The following is a 22,794-nucleotide window of genomic DNA, read 5'->3' as shown; positions in this document are numbered from 1 at the left end:
GCGGCGACTGCGCCGCGCAATCAGCACATGGCCGAAGGCGATGGCCGGGCAACTACAGAACCCGTACGGCTCCTGAACGGCTCTCGCCATCCCCATCCTTGCCGATGCGCACGATGCGCAGTTCCTGAGGACGCTCCACCATCACACAAGCCTTGCCAGTCCGCTTGCAGTGGTCCTGGACCCGCCAGTAGGCGCCGTGGCTGAGGCAGCCCGTCTGGCATATCACGAGGTCCGCCGCCCTGAGACTGGCCTCGAGCACGGCCGCGCCGCCTTCGGCCGCCAGTCCCGCATCGCCAAACGTGTCCTGTGACACCATGCCAGCGGCGGCGAGCGCTCCCTCGCCCTTGCCATCCTGAGGCCGCTGCCAGCGCGCCCGCTCGCGCATCAGTTCCTGAACGCGCGCCAGCAACGCTTCCACATGCCTGGCGAGCGTCACCCTGCGAGGCAGGCCCGGAGCCGCCTGGACGAGCGCCGCCCGGTCCTCGCGCTCCCACATCAAGGCGGTCTCACGAATGATGACCGCAGCGCGCAGCTTCACGGCCTCGCGGCTTAGGCGCTCGATCTCCCGTGCCTGCGCGCTCAGCAGTTCGCTGCAGCGCCGCTGGTCGCATCCAGGCTCGCGCAGCCGATGGCCGTACTCCCAACCTGAGGGCGGCACCGCAGATTCCTTCCTTTCGATCATCGATTCACTCCCCGCTGCCCCGAACCTTCGTTCGTGCAGCACATGAACAGGTACGCCGCGATGGCGGCCCCGACCCTCCGGGCCCGGACCGCCCGAGGGATCGCAAGGTGGAGGGCGCGGCCGCCAGGCCCCGGCCACCGCAGGCGGTTCCCGCCGAGCGGTTGGAGCCCTCGGCAACGATGGCCCAACGGGAGCCGGCCGCATCGCGGCAAGGCCTCCACCTCAGCATGCAGGGCAAACCTGCAAACTATAGATAGGACGTATTTCCCCTTTGCGGTGCGACGGTACCCCCGACATGGGAGCGCCGCGCGCTGGCGCTGTCAGGCGTCTCCACGCCCATCCTTGCGCGATCGATGATCCCACGCCGCAGCTGTCACGTTGAACCAGCGCCGCCGCCTCTCCTGCCGAATGCGCGGCGAGTTCCGTCGTTTCGGTGTGGCCGCAAAGGCAACTGCCATGACCCGCAGCCTCTGCGGGACCATACTGTGCCTGCGTTCAGCGGACATCGTGGTCCGCCCAGCCTCCATCCCCCGCGACGGGCGTATGGAGTCCAGCCTGCTCGGCTGGCGTCGCGGTCGAAACCCGCCCTCGCGTCCCGCTGCACTCTCGGTTGCCGCAGATGCAGCGCAGACAACAAGCATGAGCGCTTCGATCGCGCATCCGCGCAGGCCGCGCGCGTTTGCCTGCAGCTTGCTGGCGAACCGCAGCGACCTCTCTGCGGCGTCGCCGCCCGAGGCACCACTGCCCCGGAACGTCTCTTACGGAGCACCTGAGAGGCGGGCTTCATCGCGCTGCGCCTCGCATGCTTGACGACGCCGCGCTTCCACCGCGTGCCGCGTTGAACGTGCACAGGCCCACGCCGGTGCAACGGTGGTGGCGCGAATCGCGCCGCCACGAAAACCGAGGCCCTTGCGGCCTGCAGACCAACCCGACGGGGGATCCCTTCCCCGCGGGGCGAGGGCATCTCTCGTCTCACTCATTTTGGAGATGAGCATGTTCACCACATTCACGGGCCAACGGCCCGCGCACAAGACCCGTTCCCATCTTTTCCGGAGCCATCTGAAGCGCTCCGAGGGGACGACTGCGGCAAAGCGCCGCGGGGATGCCGCTTCCAGCCAGTTGCATTCCTGCGGCCGGAGCGCATCATGAGCGAGAAGTCCCACGTTTCTCTCGAGCAGCACGCCTGCCTGGTGTGCGGCACGACGTTCGACACCGGCGCCATCCTGCTGGACAAGCGCTTGCGCGCGAGCATGGAGCCTCACACGACCACGGGCTGGGGCCTGTGCCCCGAGCACCAGAAGCTGTTCGATGACGGCTACGTCGCGCTGGTCGAGTGCGATCCAGAGCGCAGCGGCCCGCCGGCGGACGGACGCCTGAAGCCCGAGCAGGCGTACCGAACGGGCCGGCTGGCCCACCTGCGGCGGCCGGTGTTTTCGCAGATCTTCGATGTGCCGATCCCTGACAAGCAGGCCTGCGTCTTCGTCGAGCCTGGGGTCATCGACCGGCTGCAGTCGATGGTGGCGCCGGCGCCGCATTGATCGCGCCGCGAGGGCCATGGTGCGTCGTCTCCCTCGGGGACGACGCACTTCCTTTCTTCTGAACGTGACGCGAGCGAGTCCGGGGCGCCTTGGCGCTCCCAGCCAGCCGGCCGCGGCGCCGGCTCGCGCGGCGTCGTTCGTCTCCCAGGCCGCACATTCGCGGTCCTTCGAATCGCACCCGCAGAGTTTCCGCTCCTCGCGGGCCCTTCCTCGCGCCACGGCTGCCCTCGTCGCCCGTGGCCTTTCTTTCCGATGGAGAAACCCATGGAGATCCAAGTTCGCATCAACAGCGAAGGCGCACTGCGCAACCAGCGCTATGCCTTCACAGACCGCTTCACCCTCGTCTCGGAACTGTTGCAGAACGCCCGCCGCGCGGGCGCGACACTGATCGAGGTGAGCCATGACGAGCCGAGCCGCACGCTGCGCGTGCGCGACAACGGCCGAGGCCTCGGCGACTTCCAGAAGCTGCTGACCTTCCACGAGTCCGGCTGGGACCAAGACCTGCAGCGGCAGGAGCAGCCGTTCGGGGTCGGCTTCTCGAAGTGCCTCTATGCCTCCACGCGCTGCATCGTCACGAGCGGGGGCCTCGAAGCGGACATCGACACGGCGGCAGCGCTGGCGCACGCGTCCGTTCCAGTGAGGCCGAGCGCTGTCGGCGTGCATCCCGGGGCCATCGTCGAACTGTACGGCGTGGACCTGGAAGGGCTGCACCGGCGCATCGGCCCGATGTGCCGAGGCTTCCCGGTGCCCGTCGAGTTCAATGGGCGGCTGATCCCGAGACCGGACGCGACCGACGCCAGCAACGGCGATGGGTTCCACGACACGCCTGTCGGTGCCGTGCGCCTGTCGGGGTCCGTCGACGGCAGATGCTCGGTGCGCACGCGCGTCTACTTGCAGGGCTTCTGCGTGAACCGCCGGCCCAGCCACTTGGACGAGCACGACGATTCGAACGTGGTCCATTTGGACCCGGCTCGACACCTCGCTCGCCTGCCTGACCGCGACAGGCTGATCGATGAGGACACACAGCTCAAGGCGGTCGACGAGGCGGTCACGCACCTGTGGCGGCGGATTCTCCTGCACAGGAAAGGCAGTCTTCCCGCTGCCGAGTTCGTCGAGACGTTCTACGGGGCGATGCACATGTGGAAGCACCTCGATCTTCTGGACGACGTGCCGGTGCTGCCGCGGGTACTCTGCGACACGATCACGTACCCTGTCCAGGAGGCGTTCCCTTCCCGCGACTTCATGGAGCCGCTGGCCTCGGCCCCGACGCGCGAGGAGGTCGAATCGGGCCGGCTCCGCCTGGTGAGCCTCGACGCGCCATCCGATGAATCGATGGCCGATTGGATGCTTGCATGGTCGTTGAAGATGGTCGTCTTCGACGCGCATGTCCTGGGTCCGGGCCACTGGGTCCATGCCCACGTGCGCGAATTGTCGGCCCGCGACGTCAGCGTGCGGGCCGTGGGCGAGACACTCCGCACGCGGCTGGAGGGACGCTGGCTATGGGCCGACGTGGTTCTGTGCGAACGCGTGCGCCTCGAGGCCGGCGGCGAGACCGTGGAGCTCGAAGAGGATGGCCTCGCCCATGAAGGGACGCTTTTCATTCCCGCCGGCGAATGCTCTGGCTGCGCGGTTCAGCAGGCATCGGACTTTGTGGATTCGGATGGCCACTGGCACGAGGACGACATGGAGGCCGATACGGCCATGCTGGCCGAACTCATCCATCGCATGCGCGCCAGCGACCCCGTGTCCACGCTGCGCGCGATGCTGGAACGGCTCAACCTGGAACGGTTTCCAGTGATGGTGGGTCGCACCTTCCGCCTGTCGGTAGGGCCGAGCCCGGAAGAGCATGTGCTGGAGTTACTCGGCTGATCTTCGCCTTTACGCGGGCTTGCGCAGACGAGGCGCAAGCCCGCGCGCGGTCACAGTGTCGAGTCGGTGCCGCCCAGCGCGAATGGCGAGGACACGCCATGGCTGCAGAATTGCATTTCTGTCCAACCCCCTCTGGCGTCGCTTCCCCAAGCCGACACCGCCCATGCCGCAACTAAGCCCCTGTGCCGTGCCCTTCATCGGGAAGCCGGATCGTGCGGCGCCGCTTGATCACCACCGTAGGCGTGCCGGACATCGGTCGTTCCGACGCGGAATCGGGCCGCCGTGCCGCCCGCGCGGCACCGGGAACGGCGATCCCTGCGCACTGCAGCGCGGCCTCGACCTCCACCGGATCCAAGGGCTGAACAATGTCGCCGTTGACCTGCGCGTAGCGCCCGTCTGGCAACCAGGCGAGAGCGCCCGTTTCCAAGCCTCGTCGAACGACTCCGAGCAACCGCACGTTTCTGCTCACGCGCGGCACGAAATGACGCTCGCCCAACGGGAGCACGCGCATCTGGACGTCGGGCACGTTGACCACGCCTGATTTTCTATCCGGTAGTGGCATCACGCCAACCCTCCTCTGACCTCGGCCTTCATCGTAACGCCGGTGCGGACGCGATGGGCAGGAGCACGCGAGGCACGACTAGGCCTTCTCTGCCTCCGGCGATTCGCCCTCGAAGACGGAGCGCACCGCTGCGATGATCTGCGCATGCCTCGCATAGAAGGCACCGTCCTCCGCGAAGATCTGGGGCAGCGTCTTGCGCAGCTTGTTGCTCACCTGCCAGTCCCCTTCCTTGAGCGACCGGATGATGCGGTCCGCGTCCTGGTCCGGCATCTCCAAAAAGTCCTTGATCGCCGTGCGCGCCTCGTCGTACTGGCGCAGGACCAGTGCCTCCTGCGCCATCTCCTGCTCGACCGTCTGGCGCAGCACGCTGCTCAGGTAGCGCGCCTGCTCGGTCAGGTCGAGGTAGCGCCACGCATGCTGCGCGTCCTCGGTCCGAAGGAACTCGAAATTGGTCTCGACGCCATCGGGGCACAGCCGCTTCGATCCGAAGCGGTAGGCATCGACATAGACCTGCATGAAGGGCCGGGAGAAGCCCTCCAGGGCCTGGTCATAGCCGGCGCGCCCCTTGGCCGAGCCGGCGATCGTCGCCGAGACCGGCACGATGATGTTGGCGGGCACCACCTTGTCCGCCGCGAGTAGGTGATTGACAAGAAAGCGGTGGATGCGCCCATTGCCATCGGCGAGCGGATGCAGGTAGACGAATGCGAATGACACTGCCGCCGCGCGCGCTACCGGGTTTGCGCCCCGCGTGCGGTTCTCGAAGCAGCGCAGCGCATCGAGCATACCAACCACAAGTTCCTCGGACGGGGCAATGTAGTGGACGATCTCGCTCACGAAGCCGCGCTCGCCGACGAACACCGGCGACTGGCGAATGCCGACGCGCAACGCGGCCTCACCGAGCACGGCCTGCTGCAGCGTGAGCAATTGCTCGGGCGCCATCGGATCGTCCATGTGGCCGCTGTACGTACCGATGGCCGCCGCGAAGCGCTTCACCCGATCCTGCTTGTCCGCCTCGTGTTCGATGGCGAAACTCGCCCGCGATTCCTTAAACGTCAGCCAGGCCGCGCTGCGCAGCAGTAACTCCGGCCCGTAGGTGTCGTCGAGCAACTGGACGCCCGCCGCCACGTCGTAGAGCCATTCGCGCTGCTCCTGCGGTCCCAAGTACACCACGGGGCAGAAGTCGCGCGAGCCCGGCAGGTTGTCGTTGATACGCCAGCGCCGGACGCGATCCGGCCGCTGGGCGACCAGATACTGTGCGGCATCGATCGCGTCCACGTATCCCACGTTGGGCGCCGTGTCCGGCACAGCAAGCTGCCGGCCGGTGAACCACTCGTAGAAGAACGCGGCGCGCCGTGCATAGCTCCCCGTGGGCTCATCCTTCACCCACGCCACCACGTCCTGAGGATCGACCCGCTGGAACAGCCGCGAGAAGAACTCAAAGCTCAGCCGCTCGTACTTCAAACCGAACTCGAAGTGCCCGCGGAAGTTGTCCGCGGGCTGATACGCGGCGGTCCAGGTTCGCGTCTCCCGTCCATCCGCCGCTTCGCGCTGGCGCACCGGCCCCAGGCGGCTGCGGGAGAAAAGCGGCTGTACCAGTTGGATGCCGTAGAGCTCGGCAAGCCGGTGGAAGCCCAATAGGGTGTCAGGCATGGGATGCAATTTCGCTATAGGTTCGGCAATTCTCCTAGAAAAACAGCCCATCTCTACCAAAACGATATACTCACGGCGCGCTGACCCTGGGAGTGACACCTCTGTTTGTCGCGAAGGAGCTCTCGACGCCGAAGAGCTAGGCACCGGCCGCACCGCTCGAGCACGGCACCCGCCACCGCATTTCGGTCTCGAGATGCCGAAGGACCCCTCAAGAATGCTCAACTTTTCGGCCGGAGCTCCCTCGAGCCGAAGGGCTTGGTTCCCGCGCACGTACCGCGCGGCGCGCAGCACCCATGGGCTCAGCCGCGTCTCGTAGCCGAAGCGATCGCTTACGCCCCACATAGCGTCGCAGTACGCGTTCAAGCTGCTGCCGATAGGCGAGAACCGAAAGCCGAGGACTGCCCTGAATGCGCCCCCACCAGATGCATGAGTAATCATGAACAACAAGCCCATTGAAGCTGGCCGCGGGCCCCGCCTCATCCAGGGCGACGCACAGCAGCGGGATTGCTTCGTGATAGGCAAGGCGCCGCACGATGGAAACGGCTCTGGGATTCCACACGTACCACTGCTCACCCGATCCGGCACGGATCGCGTCGAGGGAATTCTGATCCTCTGGGCGGCGCCAAACTGCAGGCTCGCTGCCTTGAAGACCACCGGGCTGCTCGACATCTGGGCGGTAGCGCCACCGTGTGCGCTTGTGGAGCCACACCTCGAGCACGCATCCATAGCGCTCGTAGGCGCCGTCTTCGTAGACGTCGGCGATGTTCGAAGACAGGAGCACCGCGCCACATTCACGGCGACGTGGCGGCTGGCCGTCGAAGCTTGCCAGAAGAAACGGCGGGATGGTTTCGTCCTCGGCGCCGAAGTACAGCGGGCCGATCAGGTCAGCGGGCGTCTGCAGCCAGGGTGTGTTCTTTCCGGGCTTGAACTCCTCCTCTCGCGACAGAGGCCCGCGATGTCCGGCTTTGGCCTTGGGATGAAGTTGCATACTATGACTCTTCATGACACACAAGAGGGAACGGTTGGTTCCTACCACCCCTTTTGCTGGTAGCTAGGCTGGTAGCTAGCCCAATTTTCCAGGTCTTGATAATCAATTTTTACCTTATAAATCAATAAGTTAGACAAACTCATGAAGATTGCCACCTGGAACATCAATTCCCTCTCCGTGCGCCTGCCGCAGGTGTTGGCCTGGCTGGAGGCCAACCCCGTGGACGCCATCGGCCTGCAAGAGCTCAAGCTGGTGGACGAGAAATTCCCGCACGACGCCTTCGAAGCAGCGGGCTACCACGCGGTGTGCTTCGGCCAGAAGACCTTTAACGGCGTGGCCATCCTCAGCCGCACGCCGCTGCGCGACGTGGTGCGCAATATCCCGGGCCATGGCGACGATCAGGCCCGCGTCATCGCCGCTACGCTGGATACGCCTGAAGGCCCGCTGCGCCTGGTGAACTGCTACTTCGTGAATGGCCAGGCGCCAGGGACCGAGAAGTTCAGCTACAAGCTGCTGTGGCTGGAAGCGCTGCGCGACTGGCTGCGCACCGAGCTGGCCGCGCATCCGCGGCTGGTGCTGGTGGGCGACTTCAATGTGGCCCCCGAGGACCGCGACTCCTTCGACCCCGTGGGCTTGAAGGACACCATCCACCACACGGTAGAGGAGCGCCAGCACTTCCAGGACCTGCTGGGGCTCGGCCTGACCGACGCCTTCCGCCTGTTCGATCAGCCCGAGAAGAGCTATTCGTGGTGGGACTACCGCATGCTGGGGTTTCAGAAGAACCGCGGGCTGCGCATCGACCACATCCTGGTCAGCGCTGCGCTGCGGCCCTCCGTGACGGCCTGCCGCATCGACCGCGCGCCGCGCAAAAATCCGCAGCCCAGCGACCACGCGCCGGTCGTGGTGTCGCTGGGCTGACAGGTGGCCAACGCGGGCGACAGGCGCCCGCGCTGAAGGCCATCAGGACGCGGCCTGGTAACGGTTGCGCAGCGCGCGCACTTCGTTGTGGTTGCGCTTCACGCCCTGGGCCTGGCGCTCGACCAGGGTGCGCACGGCGGGTGGCAGTGCGTTTTCCAGCGCCTTGTTGTAGCGGGCCATGGCCACGTCCTCGCCGCGCTCGCACTCTTCCAGCACGGCCTTGTCGTCATAGGTACTCAACGCCGCCTTCACCGACACCCAGCCGCGGTGCAGCGCGCCGGCCATGGTGCCGCCGCTGGAGGGCTCGCCGCCGTGGCTGCGGATCGCACTCTCCAGCTCCGCGGCGGCGATTGCGCATTCCTGGGCGCGGCGCTCCAGCAGGCTCTTGAGTTCGGGCGAATCCGCACGCTCGGCCGAGGTGCGAAACCCGTACTCGCCGTCGCGGCTGCATTCCAGCAGATCGTCCAGCACGTCCACCACGTCCTCGTTGTCCATCAGCGTGGCGCCTGCCGCGGTGCCCGACGCGGTTACCGTGGGGTTGCGGCGCACGCGGTCCCACGCGGCGCGCGCGGCGGGCTGGGCCTGCGCCCATTCCAGCGAGCTTTGGGCCCGGGCACGGCCCCAGTCGCGCGACAGTTCGGGCTCCACCGTTTCAAAATCACCGGGGTAGCGGCTGGCGGCGCTCCAGCCCATCTCATAGGCGGGGCGGTATTCTTCGTAGGCCCGGCCGGTCACGTAGTACGGTTCGCGCTGATAGGTTTCACGCCAGTAGGCGTCCTCGGCCGTGGGGTTGACCGCCTCGGCCGCCGCCTTGCCGGCCAGACCGCCGACAATGGCTCCCGCCACACCGCCCACGGCAGCACCGATGGGGCCGCCGATGGCGCCCGTGGCGGCGCCCGCAACGGCTCCGCCCGCGGCGCCTACGCCCGTGCCGATGGGGTGGGCCCCCGGTTCGTTGGTCAGGGGGTCACGATTGGCATCCTTGAAATCCGACATGTATCGACTCCGGTTGGTTGAACAATGAATTCATTGTTGAAGCCCCCCCGGGCACCATCGGGTCGGTGACGGCAGCCCCTGCCTGTAGGACTCACGCGCACGCTATGCATGCGCGCCACAAGGTCTTATGCTATTGAATCAATAGCTGCTAGCGCTTATCCTCAAAGCGCCAGCGCCTTATTTCACTCATCATCGTGCGCATCCAGGCCCAGTTCCTGGATCTTGCGCGTGATGGTGTTGCGGCCGATGCCCAGGCGCTGCGCCGCTTCCATGCGCCGCCCGTGCGTGGCCTGCAGCGCCGTGCGGATCAGGCGCGACTCGAAACGCCGCGTGAGCACGTCCCACACGTCGGCCTGGCCGCTGCGCAGCAACTGCTGGGCCTCGCTCACCAGCGCGGGCTCCCAGCCCATGCCATCCAGGGCCGCAGCTTGGTCGGTGCGCGTGCCCGCCGGCGCAGGCGGCAGCGCGGGGGCCGACGCGCTCGTCGCGCCAGCGGCGACCTCGTCCGCCACGCCCTGCAACGGCGCGGCGGGATGCGGCGTGGCCTCCAGCACCTCGGGCGGCAGGTCCTGCGCCGAGATGACCTGCGCGGGCGCCATCACCGTCAGCCAGTGGCAGATGTTCTCCAGCTGGCGCACGTTGCCGGGGAAGGCAAAGCGTGTGAGCAGGGCCAGCGCCGCGTCGGAGATGCGCTTGGGCTCCACGCCCAGCTGCCTTGCGCTGCGCTGCAGGAAGTAGCGTGTCAGCATGGCCACGTCTTCGCTGCGCTCGCGCAGCGCCGGCAGGCGCAGGCGGATCACGTTGAGGCGGTGAAAGAGGTCCTCGCGGAAGGCCCCATCCTTCACGCGCTGCTCCAGGTTCTGGTGCGTAGCGGCGATCACGCGCACATTGGCCTTCACGGCGGCATGGCCACCCACGCGGTAGAACTGCCCGTCCGACAGCACACGCAGCAGGCGCGTCTGCAGGTCGAAGGGCATGTCGCCGATTTCGTCGAGGAACAGCGTGCCGCCCTCGGCCTGCTCGAAGCGCCCGCGCCGCTGCGTCTGCGCGCCCGTGAAGGCGCCGCGCTCATGGCCGAAGAGCTCGCTCTCCAGCAGGTCCTTCGGGATGGCCGCAGTGTTGATGGCCACGAAGGGCCCACCCGCCACGGGCGAGTGCTTGTGCAGCGCGCGTGCCACGAGTTCCTTGCCCGAGCCGGATTCGCCCGTGATCAGCACCGTGACCACGCTCTGGCTCAGCCGGCCGATGGCGCGGAACACGTCCTGCATGGCGGGTGCCTGGCCCAGCATCTCGGGCATCGCGGTGAGCTGCTGCTCGGCGACCTCCTCGCGCTGGCTCTCCTCCACGGCGCGGCGGATCAGCTCCACCGCCTTGGGCAGGTCGAACGGCTTGGGCAGGTATTCGAAGGCGCCGCCCTGGAAGGCGGACACGGCGCTGTCCAGGTCGGAATACGCCGTCATCACGATGACCGGCAGACCAGGTTGCAGGCCGCGCACCTTCTCCAGCAATTGCAGGCCGGAGCCACCCGGCATGCGGATATCGCTCACCAGGACCTGCGGTCCCTGGTGGGTGGGGTCGCCCGCGGCTACGTCGGCCAGCGCGTCCAGTACATCGCGCGCCTGCGTGAAGCTGCGCGTGGGCAGGTTTTCGCGCGCCAGCGCCTTTTCGAGGACGAAGCGGATCGAGGGGTCGTCGTCTACTATCCAGATCGGCTTCATGTGTTCCAGCTCCCTTTACCTTTACCCGTTGGGGTCGTGCGTGTCAGGGACTCAAGGCAGTGGTATGAGGATGCGGAAGTCGGTGCGGCCCGGCTGGCTCTCGCACTCAATGAGCCCATGGTGTCGCTGCACAAAGGTTTGCGCCAGCGTCAAGCCCAGTCCCGATCCCCCGTCCCGCCCCGTCACCAGCGGATAGAAGATCCGCTCCTTGATGGCTTCGGGCACGCCCGGTCCGTTGTCGATGACATGCAATTCCAATGCCAGCCGGTAGCGTTGGCGCCCGAACGTGACCTGCCGCGCCACGCGCGTGCGCAGCGTGATGACCGCGTCGCCCGCGGCAATGCGCTCGTGCAACGCCTGCGCCGCGTTCTGCACGATGTTCAGCACGGCCTGGATGAGCTGCGCGCGGTCGCCGCGAAACTCAGGGATGGAGGTGTCATAGTCGCGCAGCACGGCCAGGCCCTGCGGATGCTCAACCAGTACCAGGGAGCGCACGCGCTCGCAGACTTCGTGGATATTCACATCGCCGACGAGGTGCGGGTGGCGGTGCGGCGCCAGCAGCCGATCCACCAGGCTTTGCAGGCGGTCGGCCTCGTGGATGATGACCTGGGTGTACTCGGTCAGGTCGCGGCTTTCCAGCTCCATCTCCAGCAGCTGCGCCGCCCCTCGGATGCCGCCCAGCGGGTTCTTGATCTCGTGCGCCAGATTGCGGATCAGCTCCTTGTTGGCCTGCGCCTGCTCGCGCAGCCGCTCCTCGCGGTCCTGGCGCGCCTGCGCCTCCAGGGGCCACAGCTCCACGATCACGTCGCCGCTGTGCTCCACCACCGCCACGCTGGCGTGCACCGGCAAAGGCTCCTGCGGCGAGCGGCGCAGCACGGCTTCGAAGCGCAGCGCCGCGAAGTCGCGCCCGCGCGCGCCGGCCAGCGCCGTCTGCAGGATGGTCGGATCGGTGAACAGGCCGGCGAAGTCCACGCCTTCCAGCGTGCGGCGCGACAGGCCCAGGGCGTTTTCCAGCGCTGCGTTGACGAAGAGGGCCGCCCCGCCGGGGTGCAGCACGGCAATCAGCGTGGAGACGAGGTCCAGCGCCTGGTAGCGGTCCGTTGGGGTGGGCTCTTGGATGATCGCGCCTTCGTGCCGCACGCAGGGACCGCGGCGCTTACTTGTTCAGGCGCGAGAGTTCGCGCTTGATGCCGGCCACATCGGCCTCGGCCCGGGCCACGCTGGCCTTGAGCTCGGCCGTGCGCTCGATGTAGCCCTGCGGGTTGCGCAGCTCCAGCGCCGTGCGCTGAGGCGAGCCGTCGTTGTACTCCTTGCGCAACTCGGCCAGGCGGGTTTCCGCCTTGCTCAGTTCAGACTCCAGGATGGCGCGCGCATCGGCGTCGCGCGCACGTTGGTCGGCCGCGCCCACGCGCGGAGCGTTCGCGGGCGAACTGCTGGCGCTGGCACCGGAAGCGCCGGCGCTGCCGCCCGAGGAGGCCGCCGCCGGTCGCGAACCCTGCAGCACCGTCACATTGCCACCTTCCACGAGCTTGCAGCCGCGCTCCTTGGCCTGCGTGGCGTTGTTGGTGTATTCGTTGCCGCAGCGGTAGATGCGGTCCTGCGCCCAGGCGGGCTGCAGCACGGCGGCGATAACGGTCAGGGCGAACAAAGTGCTTTTCATCGAATTCCTCACATGGCATGCGTCGGGCATGCGCGGTGCCGGTGAGTATCCCCCAATCATTCCAACCCGCCAATTGCGGCGGCCCAACGCTGCGGTTTTGGTGCGACGGGCTGCCGTGCTCCGTCCACCCGGCACGCAGCCCGCCCATAGAAAAAGGCGGCCGGAGCCGCCCTGTTGACAACAGCCGGGGCCTGAGCCCCTGCCATCACAGCGAGTAGTACATGTCGTACTCGACGGGATGCACGGCCATGCGGAAGCGCGTGACTTCCTGCATCTTCAGCTCGATGTAGGCGTCGAGCATGGAGTCGGTGAACACGCCGCCCTTGGTCAGGAACGCGCGGTCCTTGTCCAGCGCTTCCAGCGCCTGGTCCAGGCTGTGGCACACGGTGGGCACCAGCTTGTCTTCCTCGGGCGGCAGGTGGTACAGGTCCTTGGTAGCGGCTTCGCCCGGGTGGATCTTGTTTTCCACGCCGTCCAGACCCGCCATCAGCAGGGCCGCAAAGCCCAGGTAGGGGTTCATCAGCGGATCGGGGAAGCGCGCTTCCACACGGCGGCCCTTCGGGTTGGCCACGAACGGTATGCGGATGGAGGCCGAGCGGTTCTTGGCCGAGTAGGCCAGCTTCACCGGCGCCTCGAAGTGCGGCACCAGACGCTTGTAGCTGTTGGTGCCAGGGTTCGTGATGGCGTTCAGTGCGCGGGCGTGCTTGATGATGCCGCCGATGTAGTACAGCGCGAAGTCCGACAGACCCGCATAGCCGTCGCCGGCGAACAGGTTCTTGCCGTCCTTCCAGACCGACTGGTGCACGTGCATGCCCGACCCGTTGTCGCCGTGGTAGGGCTTGGGCATGAAGGTGGCGGTCTTGCCGTAGGCGTTGGCCACGTTGTGGATCACGTACTTCTGCAGCATGGTCCAGTCGGCACGCTCCACCAGCGTGCTGAACCGGGTGCCGATCTCGTTCTGGCCGGCACCGGCCACTTCGTGGTGGAACACCTCGACCGGAATGCCCAGGGATTCAAGGATCAGGGACATCTCTGCGCGCATGTCCTGCGTGCTGTCGACCGGGGGCACGGGGAAATAGCCGCCCTTGGTGGTGGGACGGTGGCCACGGTTGCCGCCTTCGAGCTTGGCGCCGGTATTCCAGGGGGCTTCGTACTCTTCGATCTCGTAGAAGGTGTGGTTGGGATCGGTGCTCCAGCGCACGCCGTCGAAGATGAAGAACTCGGGCTCCGGGCCGAAATAGGCCGTGTCGCCCATGCCGGAGGCCTTCAGGTACGCCTCGGCGCGCTTGGCGATGGAGCGCGGGTCGCGGTCGTAGGCCTTGCCGTCGGCCGGCTCCACCACGTCACACGCCATGATCATGGTGGTTTCTTCGAAGAACGGGTCGATGTTGGCGGTGTTCGGATCGGGCATGAGCAGCATGTCCGACGCCTCGATACCCTTCCAGCCGGCGACCGACGAGCCGTCGAACGCATGGCCCGAGGCGAACTTGTCTTCGTCGAAGTGCGAGATCGGCACGGTGACGTGCTGTTCCTTGCCGCGGGTATCCGTGAAGCGGAAGTCCACGAACTTGACTTCGTTTTCCTTCACCATCTTCATCACGTCTGCAACGGTCTTGGCCATCAGGGTTCTCCAGGGATAGAAGTGCTCATCAACAATGATGCGCACAGAAAAGCAGTTTGCGTGCCAGCGAATGGGGACACCCGTACGGGGCAAGCCGGGCGCAGAGCCCCGCGGCGGCGCACCAATCGCGTGCAGGATTTTAAGTGGCCCGCCTTCTTACCATTTGCGCACCATTTCAGGGCCTATGGACGCACCTGTTTGGTGCAAACCTTCCTGCAGCGCCTGCCACGCGGCCGGCACCAGGGCAGCGGCCCCCTTGACGCCCAATTCCACATGGCGCCCGTGCACCGGATGGTCCACGCTCGGCAGGCTGAACACCTTGATCCCCGGATGTCCGGCCTCGACCCGCTCCATGAGCGGGGTCAGCGCGGCCTCCATCGCGCCATAAAGCACGACGGAGCGCTCCATCTGCGGCTGCTGGTTGAACCACGGGGCACAGTAATGCTGGAGTGCCCAGTCCACCATAGGCCAAGCCATGACCGGGAACCCCGGCACGAAATGCACCATGCCGCCCCCAGGGCCGTCACACGAGAAGCCGGGGATCTTGTTGTAAGGGTTGGGAATGATGCGCGCGCCCTCAGGAAAAACGCCCATGTTCAGCCGATGCAGATTGTCGGCGCGGTCGGGGTCGAACGCCTCGCCCTGCTCCCGTGCCACATCCTGCATGCGCTCGGTGATCAGGCGCTTGGCCTCGGGGTGCAGGACCAACGGGCGCTGCAGCGCGGCCGCCGCGCACTGGCGCGTGTGGTCGTCGGGAGTGGCACCAATGCCGCCGCAGCTGAACACGATGTCCGACGAGGCAAAGGCCCGCTGCAGCGCCGCCGTGATGCGCGGACGGTCGTCGCCTACGTAGTCCGCATAGGACAGCGCAAGCCCGCGTGCCGCAAGCAGTTCGATGACCTTGGCGAGGTGCTTGTCCGCCCGCTTGCCCGAGAGGATTTCATCGCCAACGATGATGAGGCCGAAAGCCGGTGTCATGGGTTGTCCTGCAGGTGAGACGAGGATGGCAAAGAAGGCGCTGGCGTTGCGGGCGCGGCGGTTGCAGGCGTATCGCCCGGCGGCCGTTCGCCTCGCTGCTCGCGCAGCTGTTGCAGCGCGGCCAGACAGAAATGCGTGAACCACAGCGATGAGAAGGCGAACACCAGCGTGTAGATCCAGATGGCGATCGGCACCAGGACGAGGAACGCCGCTGCGAACACCACGCCCGACGCCCAGACAATGCCGGGCGCGGCCCCTAGAAATCCGCTCAGCACGCCAATGCTCAGCAGGCTGAGCTGATGGCGCTTGAAAATCTCCTGCCGCTCCGGCTTGCTCGCGTGTTCGGCCAGTGCGTCAAAGGCCATGACCCGGTAGGTGAGCCATCCCCAGATAAGCGGAGGCAGGATCAACACCAGCGGCGGGACCAGCCACAGCGGCATGGACAGCACCAGCGCAATGAGCGCCGCGATGGTCGACCCCAGAGACCACAGCACGCTGGCGAGGAATGAACCGCCCCGCTTGCGCTGCAGTTGCGCAAAACGCCGCTGCGCCACCAGAGTCACGATGGCAGGGGCCATCAATACGGCCACCGCGAGCACGCAGACAATGACGATCAGTGGCGTGGCGCCCATGAGCACCAGCAGCGGCGCTAGCGCCACGGGCAGGTTATCCACGCCAAAGTTGTGCAGCCACCCCCACAGCAGGCCCAGCCAGGTGGAGCTTTCCAGCGCCGTCTGCGTCCAGGCCACGGCAGTTGTCCAGAACAGGTAGCCGCCGCCCAGCGCCACCACCGTGATCAGCACCAGCGGCAACAGCGACAGCGCAATGACGCGCGGCATCAGGCAATAGCCCACTGCGCGCCAGAAGGAATCGATGAAAAGCCCCATGCGCGCGAGCATAGCGCGATCGGCTCTCTACGCCCGCCCCACCAGCCGCAGCAGGCCGCGCCACTGCTGCGCCCAGAACCCCCGCCCGTAATCACGCACGCGGCCGTCCGCGTCCGCCTCCACCTGGTCGCGCACGCCCGTGGGCTCGTAGCGGTGCTCGAAGTTGGCCGTACCGAACAACATGTCCCACCACGGCAACAACACGCCGAAGTTGTTGCCCCCCGGCACTGCCGCATGCGGGTGCTGATGGGTTCCCTGCCCAGGTGCAGCTTCAGGGCCCAGGCCCATGGCGTGGTGCATGCGGTGGAAACGCGGGCTGACCCACAGGCGCTCGCCACCCTGGCCGAACCACAGGCGCAGGTTGGCGTGGTGCAGGTTCTCGCTGAGCTGAGTGAGGGCCACGATGGCGACAAACTGCCCCGGCGCCACACCGATGCACTGCGCGACGAACACGATGATGGCATCGCGCAGCAGATCGTCCAGCAGATGGTTGCGGTTGTCGCTCCACATCGTCATCTGCCGCTGCGAATGGTGGAGCGCATGCAGCCTCCACCACCATTCAAAGCGGTGCTGTCCGCGGTGGATCGCATAGTCCACGAAGTCGAACACCAGCAGGTACAGCAGCAGGCTCACGACGGGCAAGTCGGAGACACCCGGCCAGAGCGCATCAAGCTGCAGGGTCTTCCAGCCATGGGCGCGCAGGGCGCCAAACAGTGCATTCCACAGAGGCTCCGTGGTGAAGAACAGTGCCAGGCGAAAAAGACCCAGGCGATGGATCAGCGTGTAAAGCATGTCCACGTGCACGGCACCACGGTCGCGCAACGGCTCCACCGGGCGCCAACGCTCCAAAGGCCCGATCACCGCGACCATCACCCCCAGTTGCAGCAGTCCCACCAGCAGCCACCCGGTGGCGGCATAACCGTCCTCCAGCACATTGGCCTGGCCCAGCATGAAGAGCGCGGGCTGTACCAGCGTCTCGAACAGCCATTGCTGCGCGGTATCGAATAAATAGGTCAGCCCTGACATGAGTCACCGTGGCGTTGCGTGGGTGCGCGGCAGCATAGCCGGGCGTTGTGTCATTTTCTCTGCGCTTGTGCTCCGTACACAGGATGCTCGCGCAGCGTGCGAAAGCACAGGCCCCGCGCCTTCAGGCCTTTGACGAGAGGTTCCAGCACAGCGGGTGCCCATGGATCCTTGCGGGACCAGATGCCCAGATGCGCCAGCAGGATGTCGCCGTCACGAACGGTGCGCAACGCGCGCTCCAGCAGGGCCGCATTGCTGTAGTGGTCACTGGGCAGCTCGTCCCCGAGGAACCCTGCAGCACTCCATCCCACATGCGTATAACCGCAGGATTTGGCAGCCTCCAGCAGGCGCTGCGAGGTCTTGCCGCCCGGCGCGCGGAATAGCGGGAGCGGCTCCCGGCCCGTCAGGACACGCAACCGGCTCGCAGCGCCATCGATCTGTGCGCAGTATTGCGCCCCCGTCATCGTCAGGTCCTGACCTGCCTGAGGACCGGCCGATGGCCTGACCTTGAACCGCGGCTGCAGCGGCGTCCCCTGGTCGGCACGCCAGTACACATGGTGCAGCGTGTGCGATGCGAACTCGTGCCCTTCTGCAGCGCGCGCGCGCCACCAGGGCGCCCAGTAGCCATCCAGGCTGCTGCCGCCCGTCTGAGTCGGTTCGTCTGCGGCAAAGAAGGTCGCCTTGACCTGCTGGCGCTGCAGCACCTCGGCCACCAGATGCGCAACGCCCATGTGGCCAGTGTCAAAAGTCAGGTACACCGCGCCTTTGCAGTCATTTTGACCTGTAGCGCTTGCTGGATAAGCGCAAGCAGCTATCAAAATTGAAGCACAACAAATATGCCACGTCCGCCGTGCTCCGGGGGAGCGGCCGCGTGGCTCAGCGCTTGGCATGTCGGAGTGTCCAAACGCCGTGGGGAGACTTGCCCACTTGAACGGCCCGTGCCACCTTGCGCTCCACCGTGTCGATCACGAGCATCTTGCGCGCCCAGCGGGCGCTGACGTAGAGCCAGCGACCATCCGCCGAGACATCCATGCAGTCCGGCCCGCCGGGCGCCGGATAGCCATCCACCACGCGCAGCGCCTGCATGTCGATCTTGCTGATGGTATTGGCCACTCGGTTGCTCACGAACAGATGGCGACCGTCGCCCGCAGCGCGAAAGGCATGGGCGCCATCTCCCGTCTTGATGCGTTGCACGCTGCGCGGCTGCTCACCGGCAATATCGAAGACCTCCACGCTATCGCTGCCGGTAAGGCCTACAAAAAGATGCTTGCCGTCGGGGCTGCCGTACACATCCGCCGGCATGGCACCTGTCTTCGTGCGCCACTTGACCTTTTGCGTCGATATATCGATGGCCACCAGCTCATCGCTGTCCTGCATGGTCGAATACACCGTGCGGCTGCCGGCATCGATCCACAGGTGGCTTGGCGTCTTGCCAGTGGACACGCGCTGCACGAGCGTGAGCTCCTTGCCGTCCCAACGGTAGAAGTCCACATGGTTGAGGCGGTTGGCGGCCGTGACCAGCCATTTCATGTCAGGTGAAAACCGCAAGTGGTAAGGATCCACGATCCCCCGCACCGTACGCTGCACTTGCGCTGTGGCCGGGTCCACGAAGGTCAGGCTATCGCCGAGCGCGTTGGCAACAATCAGCGATTTCTCGTCAGGCGTGAGGTACAGGTGGTGCGGCTCCTTGCCAGTGGCAATACGGCCGATTTCGGTCCAGGTCGCGGGGTCGATGACGCTGATGTCCGCCTGCAGCGAATTGAGAACGAACACCGGTGGCTCACTCGCACCAGCGGATGTTCCCCACACCAGCCAAGCAGCCCACCACGCGCATGCCACGCGCCTCATCATCTGATTGACCACCCTGCTCCCCTTCCTACTGGGCACCCGCCTGCGAACATTCGGACATCACTCACAGAAGTGACTTGCAGACAACGGACGCGATGTGCGCGACGTTGACGCAATCGCCTATTGGATCGCGACGGGCGCAGACCACTTGTCTGTCTTTCGCTACCGCAGCAGGGCGAGTTCCTCTTCGCCGAGCCAACGCCACTCCCCCGGCTGCATATCCGCCGGCAATGCCAAACGGCCGATGTGCGACCGATGCAAGGCTTCCACCCGATTGCCTACCGCGGCGATCATGCGCTTCACTTGGTGGTACTTTCCTTCCGTCAGGGTCAGGTCAAGCACATGCGCGTCGACTAGCGCGCAGGCAGCCGCCCGCACAGGGCGTGGGTCATCATCGAGCACCACACCTGCCAGCAAGCGGTCGACCTGCTCCTTGGTCAGCGGATGCTTGGCAGTCACACGGTACACCTTTGGCACATGCTTTTTGGGCGAACTCATGCGGTGGATGAATTGCCCATCGTCACTGAGTAACAGCAAACCGGTGGTGTCCTGGTCCAAGCGCCCCACGGCCTGCACACCATCTACAGAACCCTTGCTGGGCCTCTGCCTAAGCGGAGCGGGCAACAACGTGTAGATGCTGGGATAGGCCGATGGCTTTTGCGAACACTCGGTTCCTGCAGGCTTATGGAGCATGACATAGGCCCTGGGTTGGTATGGCCAATCCACTCCTTGAACGCGCAACACCAAACCTTCGACATCAATATCCTGCGTCGCGTCTTGGCAGATCGTGGGCTCTAGGGTGCCTGTCGCATGAATGGCAACTCTGCCCTGCTGAATCAAGCCGGCGCAAATGCGGCGCGTGCCGAATCCTTGCGAATAGAGAATGTCCTGAAGCTGCATGAAATACGGCGTTATCGCTGCAAAGCAAAACGCCCTCCCACTGTTTTAGTGGGAGGGCGGTTTGGGCTGTAAGAGCCTGACGATGACCTACTTTCACACGGGAACCCGCACTATCATCGGCGCGAAGTCGTTTCACTGTCCTGTTCGGGATGGGAAGGAGTGGTACCAACTTGCTATGGTCATCAGGCATAAAGGGTTGCTGAGCAGTGAGGACTGCACAGCGAATTCATAGAGTCTGTGAATCAGCGTGGATTTGATTGCGTACTTGGCATAACAGTCTTGAACTGCGATTGGCAGTCAAAGTTATAGGGTCAAGCCGCACGGGCAATTAGTACTGGTTAACTTAATGCATTGCTGCACTTCCACACCCAGCCTATCAACGTCGTGGTCTACAACGACCCTTCAGGGGGCTCAAGGCCCCGGCAGATCTCATCTTGAAACGAGTTTCCCGCTTAGATGCTTTCAGCGGTTATCTCTTCCACACTTAGCTACTCGGCAATGCCACTGGCGTGACAACCGATACACCAGAGGTGTGTCCACTCCGGTCCTCTCGTACTAGGAGCAGGCTTCCTCAAATCTGCAGCGCCCACGGAAGATAGGGACCAAACTGTCTCACGACGTTTTAAACCCAGCTCACGTACCTCTTTAAATGGCGAACAGCCATACCCTTGGGACCGACTACAGCCCCAGGATGAGATGAGCCGACATCGAGGTGCCAAACACCGCCGTCGATATGAACTCTTGGGCGGTATCAGCCTGTTATCCCCAGAGTACCTTTTATCCGTTGAGCGATGGCCCTTCCATACAGAACCACCGGATCACTATGTCCTGCTTTCGCATCTGCTCGACTTGTCAGTCTCGCAGTTAAGCACGCTTATGCCATTGCACTATCGTCACGATGTCCGACCGTAACTAGCGTACCTTCGAACTCCTCCGTTACGCTTTGGGAGGAGACCGCCCCAGTCAAACTGCCTACCATGCACTGTCCCCGATCCAGCTAATGGACCTAGGTTAGAACCTCAAACGCACCAGGGTGGTATTTCAACGTTGGCTCCATGAGATCTAGCGACCTCACTTCAAAGCCTCCCACCTATCCTACACAGATCCGTTCAAAGTCCAATACAAAGCTACAGTAAAGGTTCATGGGGTCTTTCCGTCTTTCCGCGGGGAGATTGCATCATCACAAACATTTCAACTTCGCTGAGTCTCAGGAGGAGACAGTGTGGCCATCGTTACGCCATTCGTGCAGGTCGGAACTTACCCGACAAGGAATTTCGCTACCTTAGGACCGTTATAGTTACGGCCGCCGTTTACTGGGACTTCAATCAAGAGCTTGCACCCCATCATTTAATCTTCCAGCACCGGGCAGGCGTCACACCCTATACGTCCACTTTCGTGTTTGCAGAGTGCTGTGTTTTTATTAAACAGTCGCAGCCACCGATTTTTTGCAACCGCTTTGGGCTCCCTTTGTACAAGTTCACCTACTTGCGGCATACCTTCTCCCGAAGTTACGGTATCAATTTGCCGAGTTCCTTCTCCTGAGTTCTCTCAAGCGCCTTAGAATACTCATCTCGCGCACCAGTGTCGGTTTGCGGTACGGTCGTCAATAGCTGAAGCTTAGTGGCTTTTCCTGGAAGCAGGGTATCACTCACTTCGTCTGCAAGCAGACTCGTTATCACCCCTCATCTAAGCCCGGCGGATTTGCCTACCAGGCACGACTACAGGCTTGAACCAACATATCCAACAGTTGGCTGAGCTAACCTTCTCCGTCCCCACATCGCACTATTGATCGGTACAGGAATATTGACCTGTTTCCCATCAGCTACGCATCTCTGCCTCGCCTTAGGGGCCGACTCACCCTACGCCGATGAACGTTGCGTAGGAAACCTTGCGCTTACGGCGAGCGGGCTTTTCACCCGCTTTAACGCTACTCATGTCAGCATTCGCACTTCTGATACCTCCAGCATCCGTTACCAGACACCTTCACAGGCTTACAGAACGCTCTCCTACCACGTGCAATAAATTGCACATCCGCAGCTTCGGTAACTGGCTTAGCCCCGTTACATCTTCCGCGCAGGACGACTCGATCAGTGAGCTATTACGCTTTCTTTAAATGATGGCTGCTTCTAAGCCAACATCCTGACTGTTTTAGCCTTCCCACTTCGTTTCCCACTTAGCCAATTTTAGGGACCTTAGCTGGCGGTCTGGGTTGTTTCCCTCTTGAGTCCGGACGTTAGCACCCGGTGCTCTGTCTCCCAAGCTGTACTCTGCAGTATTCGGAGTTTGCCTTGGTTTGGTAAGTCGCCATGACCCCCTAGCCAAAACAGTGCTCTACCCCCGCAGGTAATACTTGAGGCACTACCTAAATAGTTTTCGGAGAGAACCAGCTATTTCCAAGTTTGTTTAGCCTTTCACCCCTATCCACAGCTCATCCGCTAGTTTTGCAACACTAGTCGGTTCGGACCTCCAGTACCTGTTACGGCACCTTCATCCTGGCCATGGATAGATCACTTGGTTTCGGGTCTACACCCAGCGACTGAACGCCCTGTTCGGACTCGATTTCTCTACGCCTCCCCTATTCGGTTAAGCTCGCCACTGAATGTAAGTCGCTGACCCATTATACAAAAGGTACGCCGTCACCCCTAAGGGCTCCGACTTTTTGTAAGCATGCGGTTTCAGGATCTATTTCACTCCCCTCCCGGGGTTCTTTTCGCCTTTCCCTCACGGTACTGGTTCACTATCGGTCGATGATGAGTATTTAGCCTTGGAGGATGGTCCCCCCATGTTCAGACAGGGTTTCTCGTGCCCCGCCCTACTTTTCTCTAGCCCAGTACCACACGTCTGTTTTCGCATACGGGGCTATCACCCACTATGGCCGGCCTTTCCATGCCGCTTTGCTAACAGTCGCGCTATCACTAGAAGGCTCCTCCGATTTCGCTCGCCACTACTTTCGGAA

18 protein-coding genes and 2 rRNA genes (1 of these 20 running past the window's edge) are annotated in these 22,794 nt (G+C 64.2%); 3 read left to right on the top strand and 17 right to left on the bottom strand.

Annotated features, from left to right (window positions below):
• Positions 1-52 precede the first annotated feature (52 nt).
• Entirely contained in the window at positions 53-682 is a 630-nt protein-coding gene (locus BV908_RS16880; protein WP_059400243.1) for a DUF2325 domain-containing protein, read from the bottom strand.
• Between the two features lie 1,145 nt (positions 683-1,827).
• Here BV908_RS16880 and BV908_RS16875 point away from each other — a divergent pair.
• Together BV908_RS16875 and BV908_RS16870 are read left to right on the top strand one after the other, a co-directional pair.
• Positions 1,828-2,220 (top strand): hypothetical protein, encoded by a 393-nt coding sequence (locus tag BV908_RS16875; protein ID WP_059400242.1) that lies wholly within the window; start codon positions 1,828-1,830, stop codon positions 2,218-2,220.
• 264 nt (positions 2,221-2,484) lie between these two features.
• On the top strand, positions 2,485-4,089 hold the full coding sequence (locus BV908_RS16870; RefSeq protein WP_103738723.1) for an ATP-binding protein: 1,605 nt from the start codon (positions 2,485-2,487) through the stop codon (positions 4,087-4,089).
• Positions 4,090-4,261: 172 nt separating this feature from the next.
• Here BV908_RS16870 and BV908_RS16865 read toward each other — a convergent pair whose 3' ends face one another.
• The 3 genes from BV908_RS16865 to BV908_RS22235 form a co-directional block, all read right to left on the bottom strand.
• Positions 4,262-4,624: a hypothetical protein gene (locus BV908_RS16865; protein WP_059400240.1), complete on the bottom strand. Its 363-nt coding sequence runs from the start codon at positions 4,622-4,624 to the stop codon at positions 4,262-4,264.
• A gap of 105 nt (positions 4,625-4,729) precedes the next feature.
• The gene (locus tag BV908_RS16860) at positions 4,730-6,301 is read right to left on the bottom strand and encodes a Fic family protein (protein WP_059400239.1); all 1,572 of its coding nucleotides are present in this window, start codon (positions 6,299-6,301) and stop codon (positions 4,730-4,732) included.
• A gap of 208 nt (positions 6,302-6,509) precedes the next feature.
• A complete protein-coding gene (locus tag BV908_RS22235; protein ID WP_139222798.1) occupies positions 6,510-7,289 on the bottom strand; it encodes a hypothetical protein in 780 nt (259 codons plus the stop codon).
• Between the two features lie 141 nt (positions 7,290-7,430).
• On the opposite strand from BV908_RS22235, the gene xth reads away from it, so the two are divergent.
• Entirely contained in the window at positions 7,431-8,207 is a 777-nt protein-coding gene (xth, locus tag BV908_RS16850; protein ID WP_103738722.1) for an exodeoxyribonuclease III, read from the top strand.
• Positions 8,208-8,249: 42 nt separating this feature from the next.
• On the opposite strand, the gene BV908_RS16845 is transcribed toward xth, so the two are convergent.
• From BV908_RS16845 to BV908_RS16785, 13 genes are all read right to left on the bottom strand, one after another.
• Positions 8,250-9,203, bottom strand: a complete 954-nt coding sequence (locus tag BV908_RS16845; RefSeq protein WP_103738721.1) for a PA2169 family four-helix-bundle protein — start codon at positions 9,201-9,203, stop codon at positions 8,250-8,252.
• 182 nt (positions 9,204-9,385) lie between these two features.
• Entirely contained in the window at positions 9,386-10,921 is a 1,536-nt protein-coding gene (gene ntrC / locus BV908_RS16840; protein WP_103738720.1) for a nitrogen regulation protein NR(I), read from the bottom strand.
• 51 nt (positions 10,922-10,972) lie between these two features.
• Positions 10,973-12,043 (bottom strand): nitrogen regulation protein NR(II), encoded by a 1,071-nt coding sequence (glnL, locus tag BV908_RS16835; protein ID WP_047351613.1) that lies wholly within the window; start codon positions 12,041-12,043, stop codon positions 10,973-10,975.
• Between the two features lie 34 nt (positions 12,044-12,077).
• The gene (locus BV908_RS16830; RefSeq protein WP_015912808.1) at positions 12,078-12,581 is read right to left on the bottom strand and encodes a hypothetical protein; all 504 of its coding nucleotides are present in this window, start codon (positions 12,579-12,581) and stop codon (positions 12,078-12,080) included.
• A 205-nt stretch (positions 12,582-12,786) separates the two neighbouring features.
• A complete protein-coding gene (gene glnA, locus BV908_RS16825; protein ID WP_047351607.1) occupies positions 12,787-14,202 on the bottom strand; it encodes a type I glutamate--ammonia ligase in 1,416 nt (471 codons plus the stop codon).
• A gap of 156 nt (positions 14,203-14,358) precedes the next feature.
• Positions 14,359-15,180: a molybdopterin-binding protein gene (locus BV908_RS16820; protein ID WP_088887341.1), complete on the bottom strand. Its 822-nt coding sequence runs from the start codon at positions 15,178-15,180 to the stop codon at positions 14,359-14,361.
• Positions 15,177-16,067, bottom strand: coding sequence for an EI24 domain-containing protein (locus BV908_RS16815; RefSeq protein ID WP_246867534.1), 891 nt, complete (start codon positions 16,065-16,067; stop codon positions 15,177-15,179). The genes BV908_RS16820 and BV908_RS16815 overlap by 4 nt, the downstream gene beginning before the upstream one ends.
• A 27-nt stretch (positions 16,068-16,094) precedes the next feature.
• Positions 16,095-17,093: a sterol desaturase family protein gene (locus BV908_RS16810; protein WP_103738719.1), complete on the bottom strand. Its 999-nt coding sequence runs from the start codon at positions 17,091-17,093 to the stop codon at positions 16,095-16,097.
• Between the two features lie 50 nt (positions 17,094-17,143).
• Positions 17,144-17,980 (bottom strand): polysaccharide deacetylase family protein, encoded by an 837-nt coding sequence (locus BV908_RS16805; RefSeq protein ID WP_210434036.1) that lies wholly within the window; start codon positions 17,978-17,980, stop codon positions 17,144-17,146.
• Positions 17,967-18,938 carry a YncE family protein gene (locus BV908_RS16800; protein WP_246867536.1) on the bottom strand — a complete coding sequence of 324 codons (972 nt, stop codon included), beginning with the start codon at positions 18,936-18,938 and terminating at the stop codon, positions 17,967-17,969. The genes BV908_RS16805 and BV908_RS16800 overlap by 14 nt, the downstream gene beginning before the upstream one ends.
• 162 nt (positions 18,939-19,100) lie before the next feature.
• Positions 19,101-19,838: a 16S rRNA pseudouridine(516) synthase gene (locus BV908_RS16795; RefSeq protein WP_103738717.1), complete on the bottom strand. Its 738-nt coding sequence runs from the start codon at positions 19,836-19,838 to the stop codon at positions 19,101-19,103.
• Between the two features lie 74 nt (positions 19,839-19,912).
• A 5S ribosomal RNA gene (rrf, locus tag BV908_RS16790) occupies positions 19,913-20,025 on the bottom strand.
• A 120-nt stretch (positions 20,026-20,145) separates the two neighbouring features.
• A 23S ribosomal RNA gene (locus tag BV908_RS16785) occupies positions 20,146-22,794 on the bottom strand; it runs 227 nt beyond the window's last position.

Origin of the sequence: Diaphorobacter sp. LR2014-1 (assembly GCF_002916785.1) — a bacterium.
Taxonomy (GTDB): domain Bacteria; phylum Pseudomonadota; class Gammaproteobacteria; order Burkholderiales; family Burkholderiaceae_C; genus Diaphorobacter; species Diaphorobacter nitroreducens.
The sequence above is the reverse complement of the archived record's forward strand: the minus strand, read 5'-3'. Positions and strand labels throughout refer to the sequence as shown.

Coding starts and splice junctions, on each gene's coding strand:
- BV908_RS16880 (WP_059400243.1), bottom strand. CDS start 682: ATGATCGAAAGGAAGGAATCTGCGGTGCCGCCCTCAGGTTGGGAGTAC.
- BV908_RS16875 (WP_059400242.1), top strand. CDS start 1,828: ATGAGCGAGAAGTCCCACGTTTCTCTCGAGCAGCACGCCTGCCTGGTG.
- BV908_RS16870 (WP_103738723.1), top strand. CDS start 2,485: ATGGAGATCCAAGTTCGCATCAACAGCGAAGGCGCACTGCGCAACCAG.
- BV908_RS16860 (WP_059400239.1), bottom strand. CDS start 6,301: ATGCCTGACACCCTATTGGGCTTCCACCGGCTTGCCGAGCTCTACGGC.
- BV908_RS22235 (WP_139222798.1), bottom strand. CDS start 7,289: ATGCAACTTCATCCCAAGGCCAAAGCCGGACATCGCGGGCCTCTGTCG.
- xth (WP_103738722.1), top strand. CDS start 7,431: ATGAAGATTGCCACCTGGAACATCAATTCCCTCTCCGTGCGCCTGCCG.
- BV908_RS16845 (WP_103738721.1), bottom strand. CDS start 9,203: ATGTCGGATTTCAAGGATGCCAATCGTGACCCCCTGACCAACGAACCG.
- ntrC (WP_103738720.1), bottom strand. CDS start 10,921: ATGAAGCCGATCTGGATAGTAGACGACGACCCCTCGATCCGCTTCGTC.
- BV908_RS16830 (WP_015912808.1), bottom strand. CDS start 12,581: ATGAAAAGCACTTTGTTCGCCCTGACCGTTATCGCCGCCGTGCTGCAG.
- glnA (WP_047351607.1), bottom strand. CDS start 14,202: ATGGCCAAGACCGTTGCAGACGTGATGAAGATGGTGAAGGAAAACGAA.
- BV908_RS16820 (WP_088887341.1), bottom strand. CDS start 15,180: ATGACACCGGCTTTCGGCCTCATCATCGTTGGCGATGAAATCCTCTCG.
- BV908_RS16815 (WP_246867534.1), bottom strand. CDS start 16,067: ATGGGGCTTTTCATCGATTCCTTCTGGCGCGCAGTGGGCTATTGCCTG.
- BV908_RS16810 (WP_103738719.1), bottom strand. CDS start 17,093: ATGTCAGGGCTGACCTATTTATTCGATACCGCGCAGCAATGGCTGTTC.
- BV908_RS16805 (WP_210434036.1), bottom strand. CDS start 17,980: ATGCCAAGCGCTGAGCCACGCGGCCGCTCCCCCGGAGCACGGCGGACG.
- BV908_RS16800 (WP_246867536.1), bottom strand. CDS start 18,938: ATGAGGCGCGTGGCATGCGCGTGGTGGGCTGCTTGGCTGGTGTGGGGA.
- BV908_RS16795 (WP_103738717.1), bottom strand. CDS start 19,838: ATGCAGCTTCAGGACATTCTCTATTCGCAAGGATTCGGCACGCGCCGC.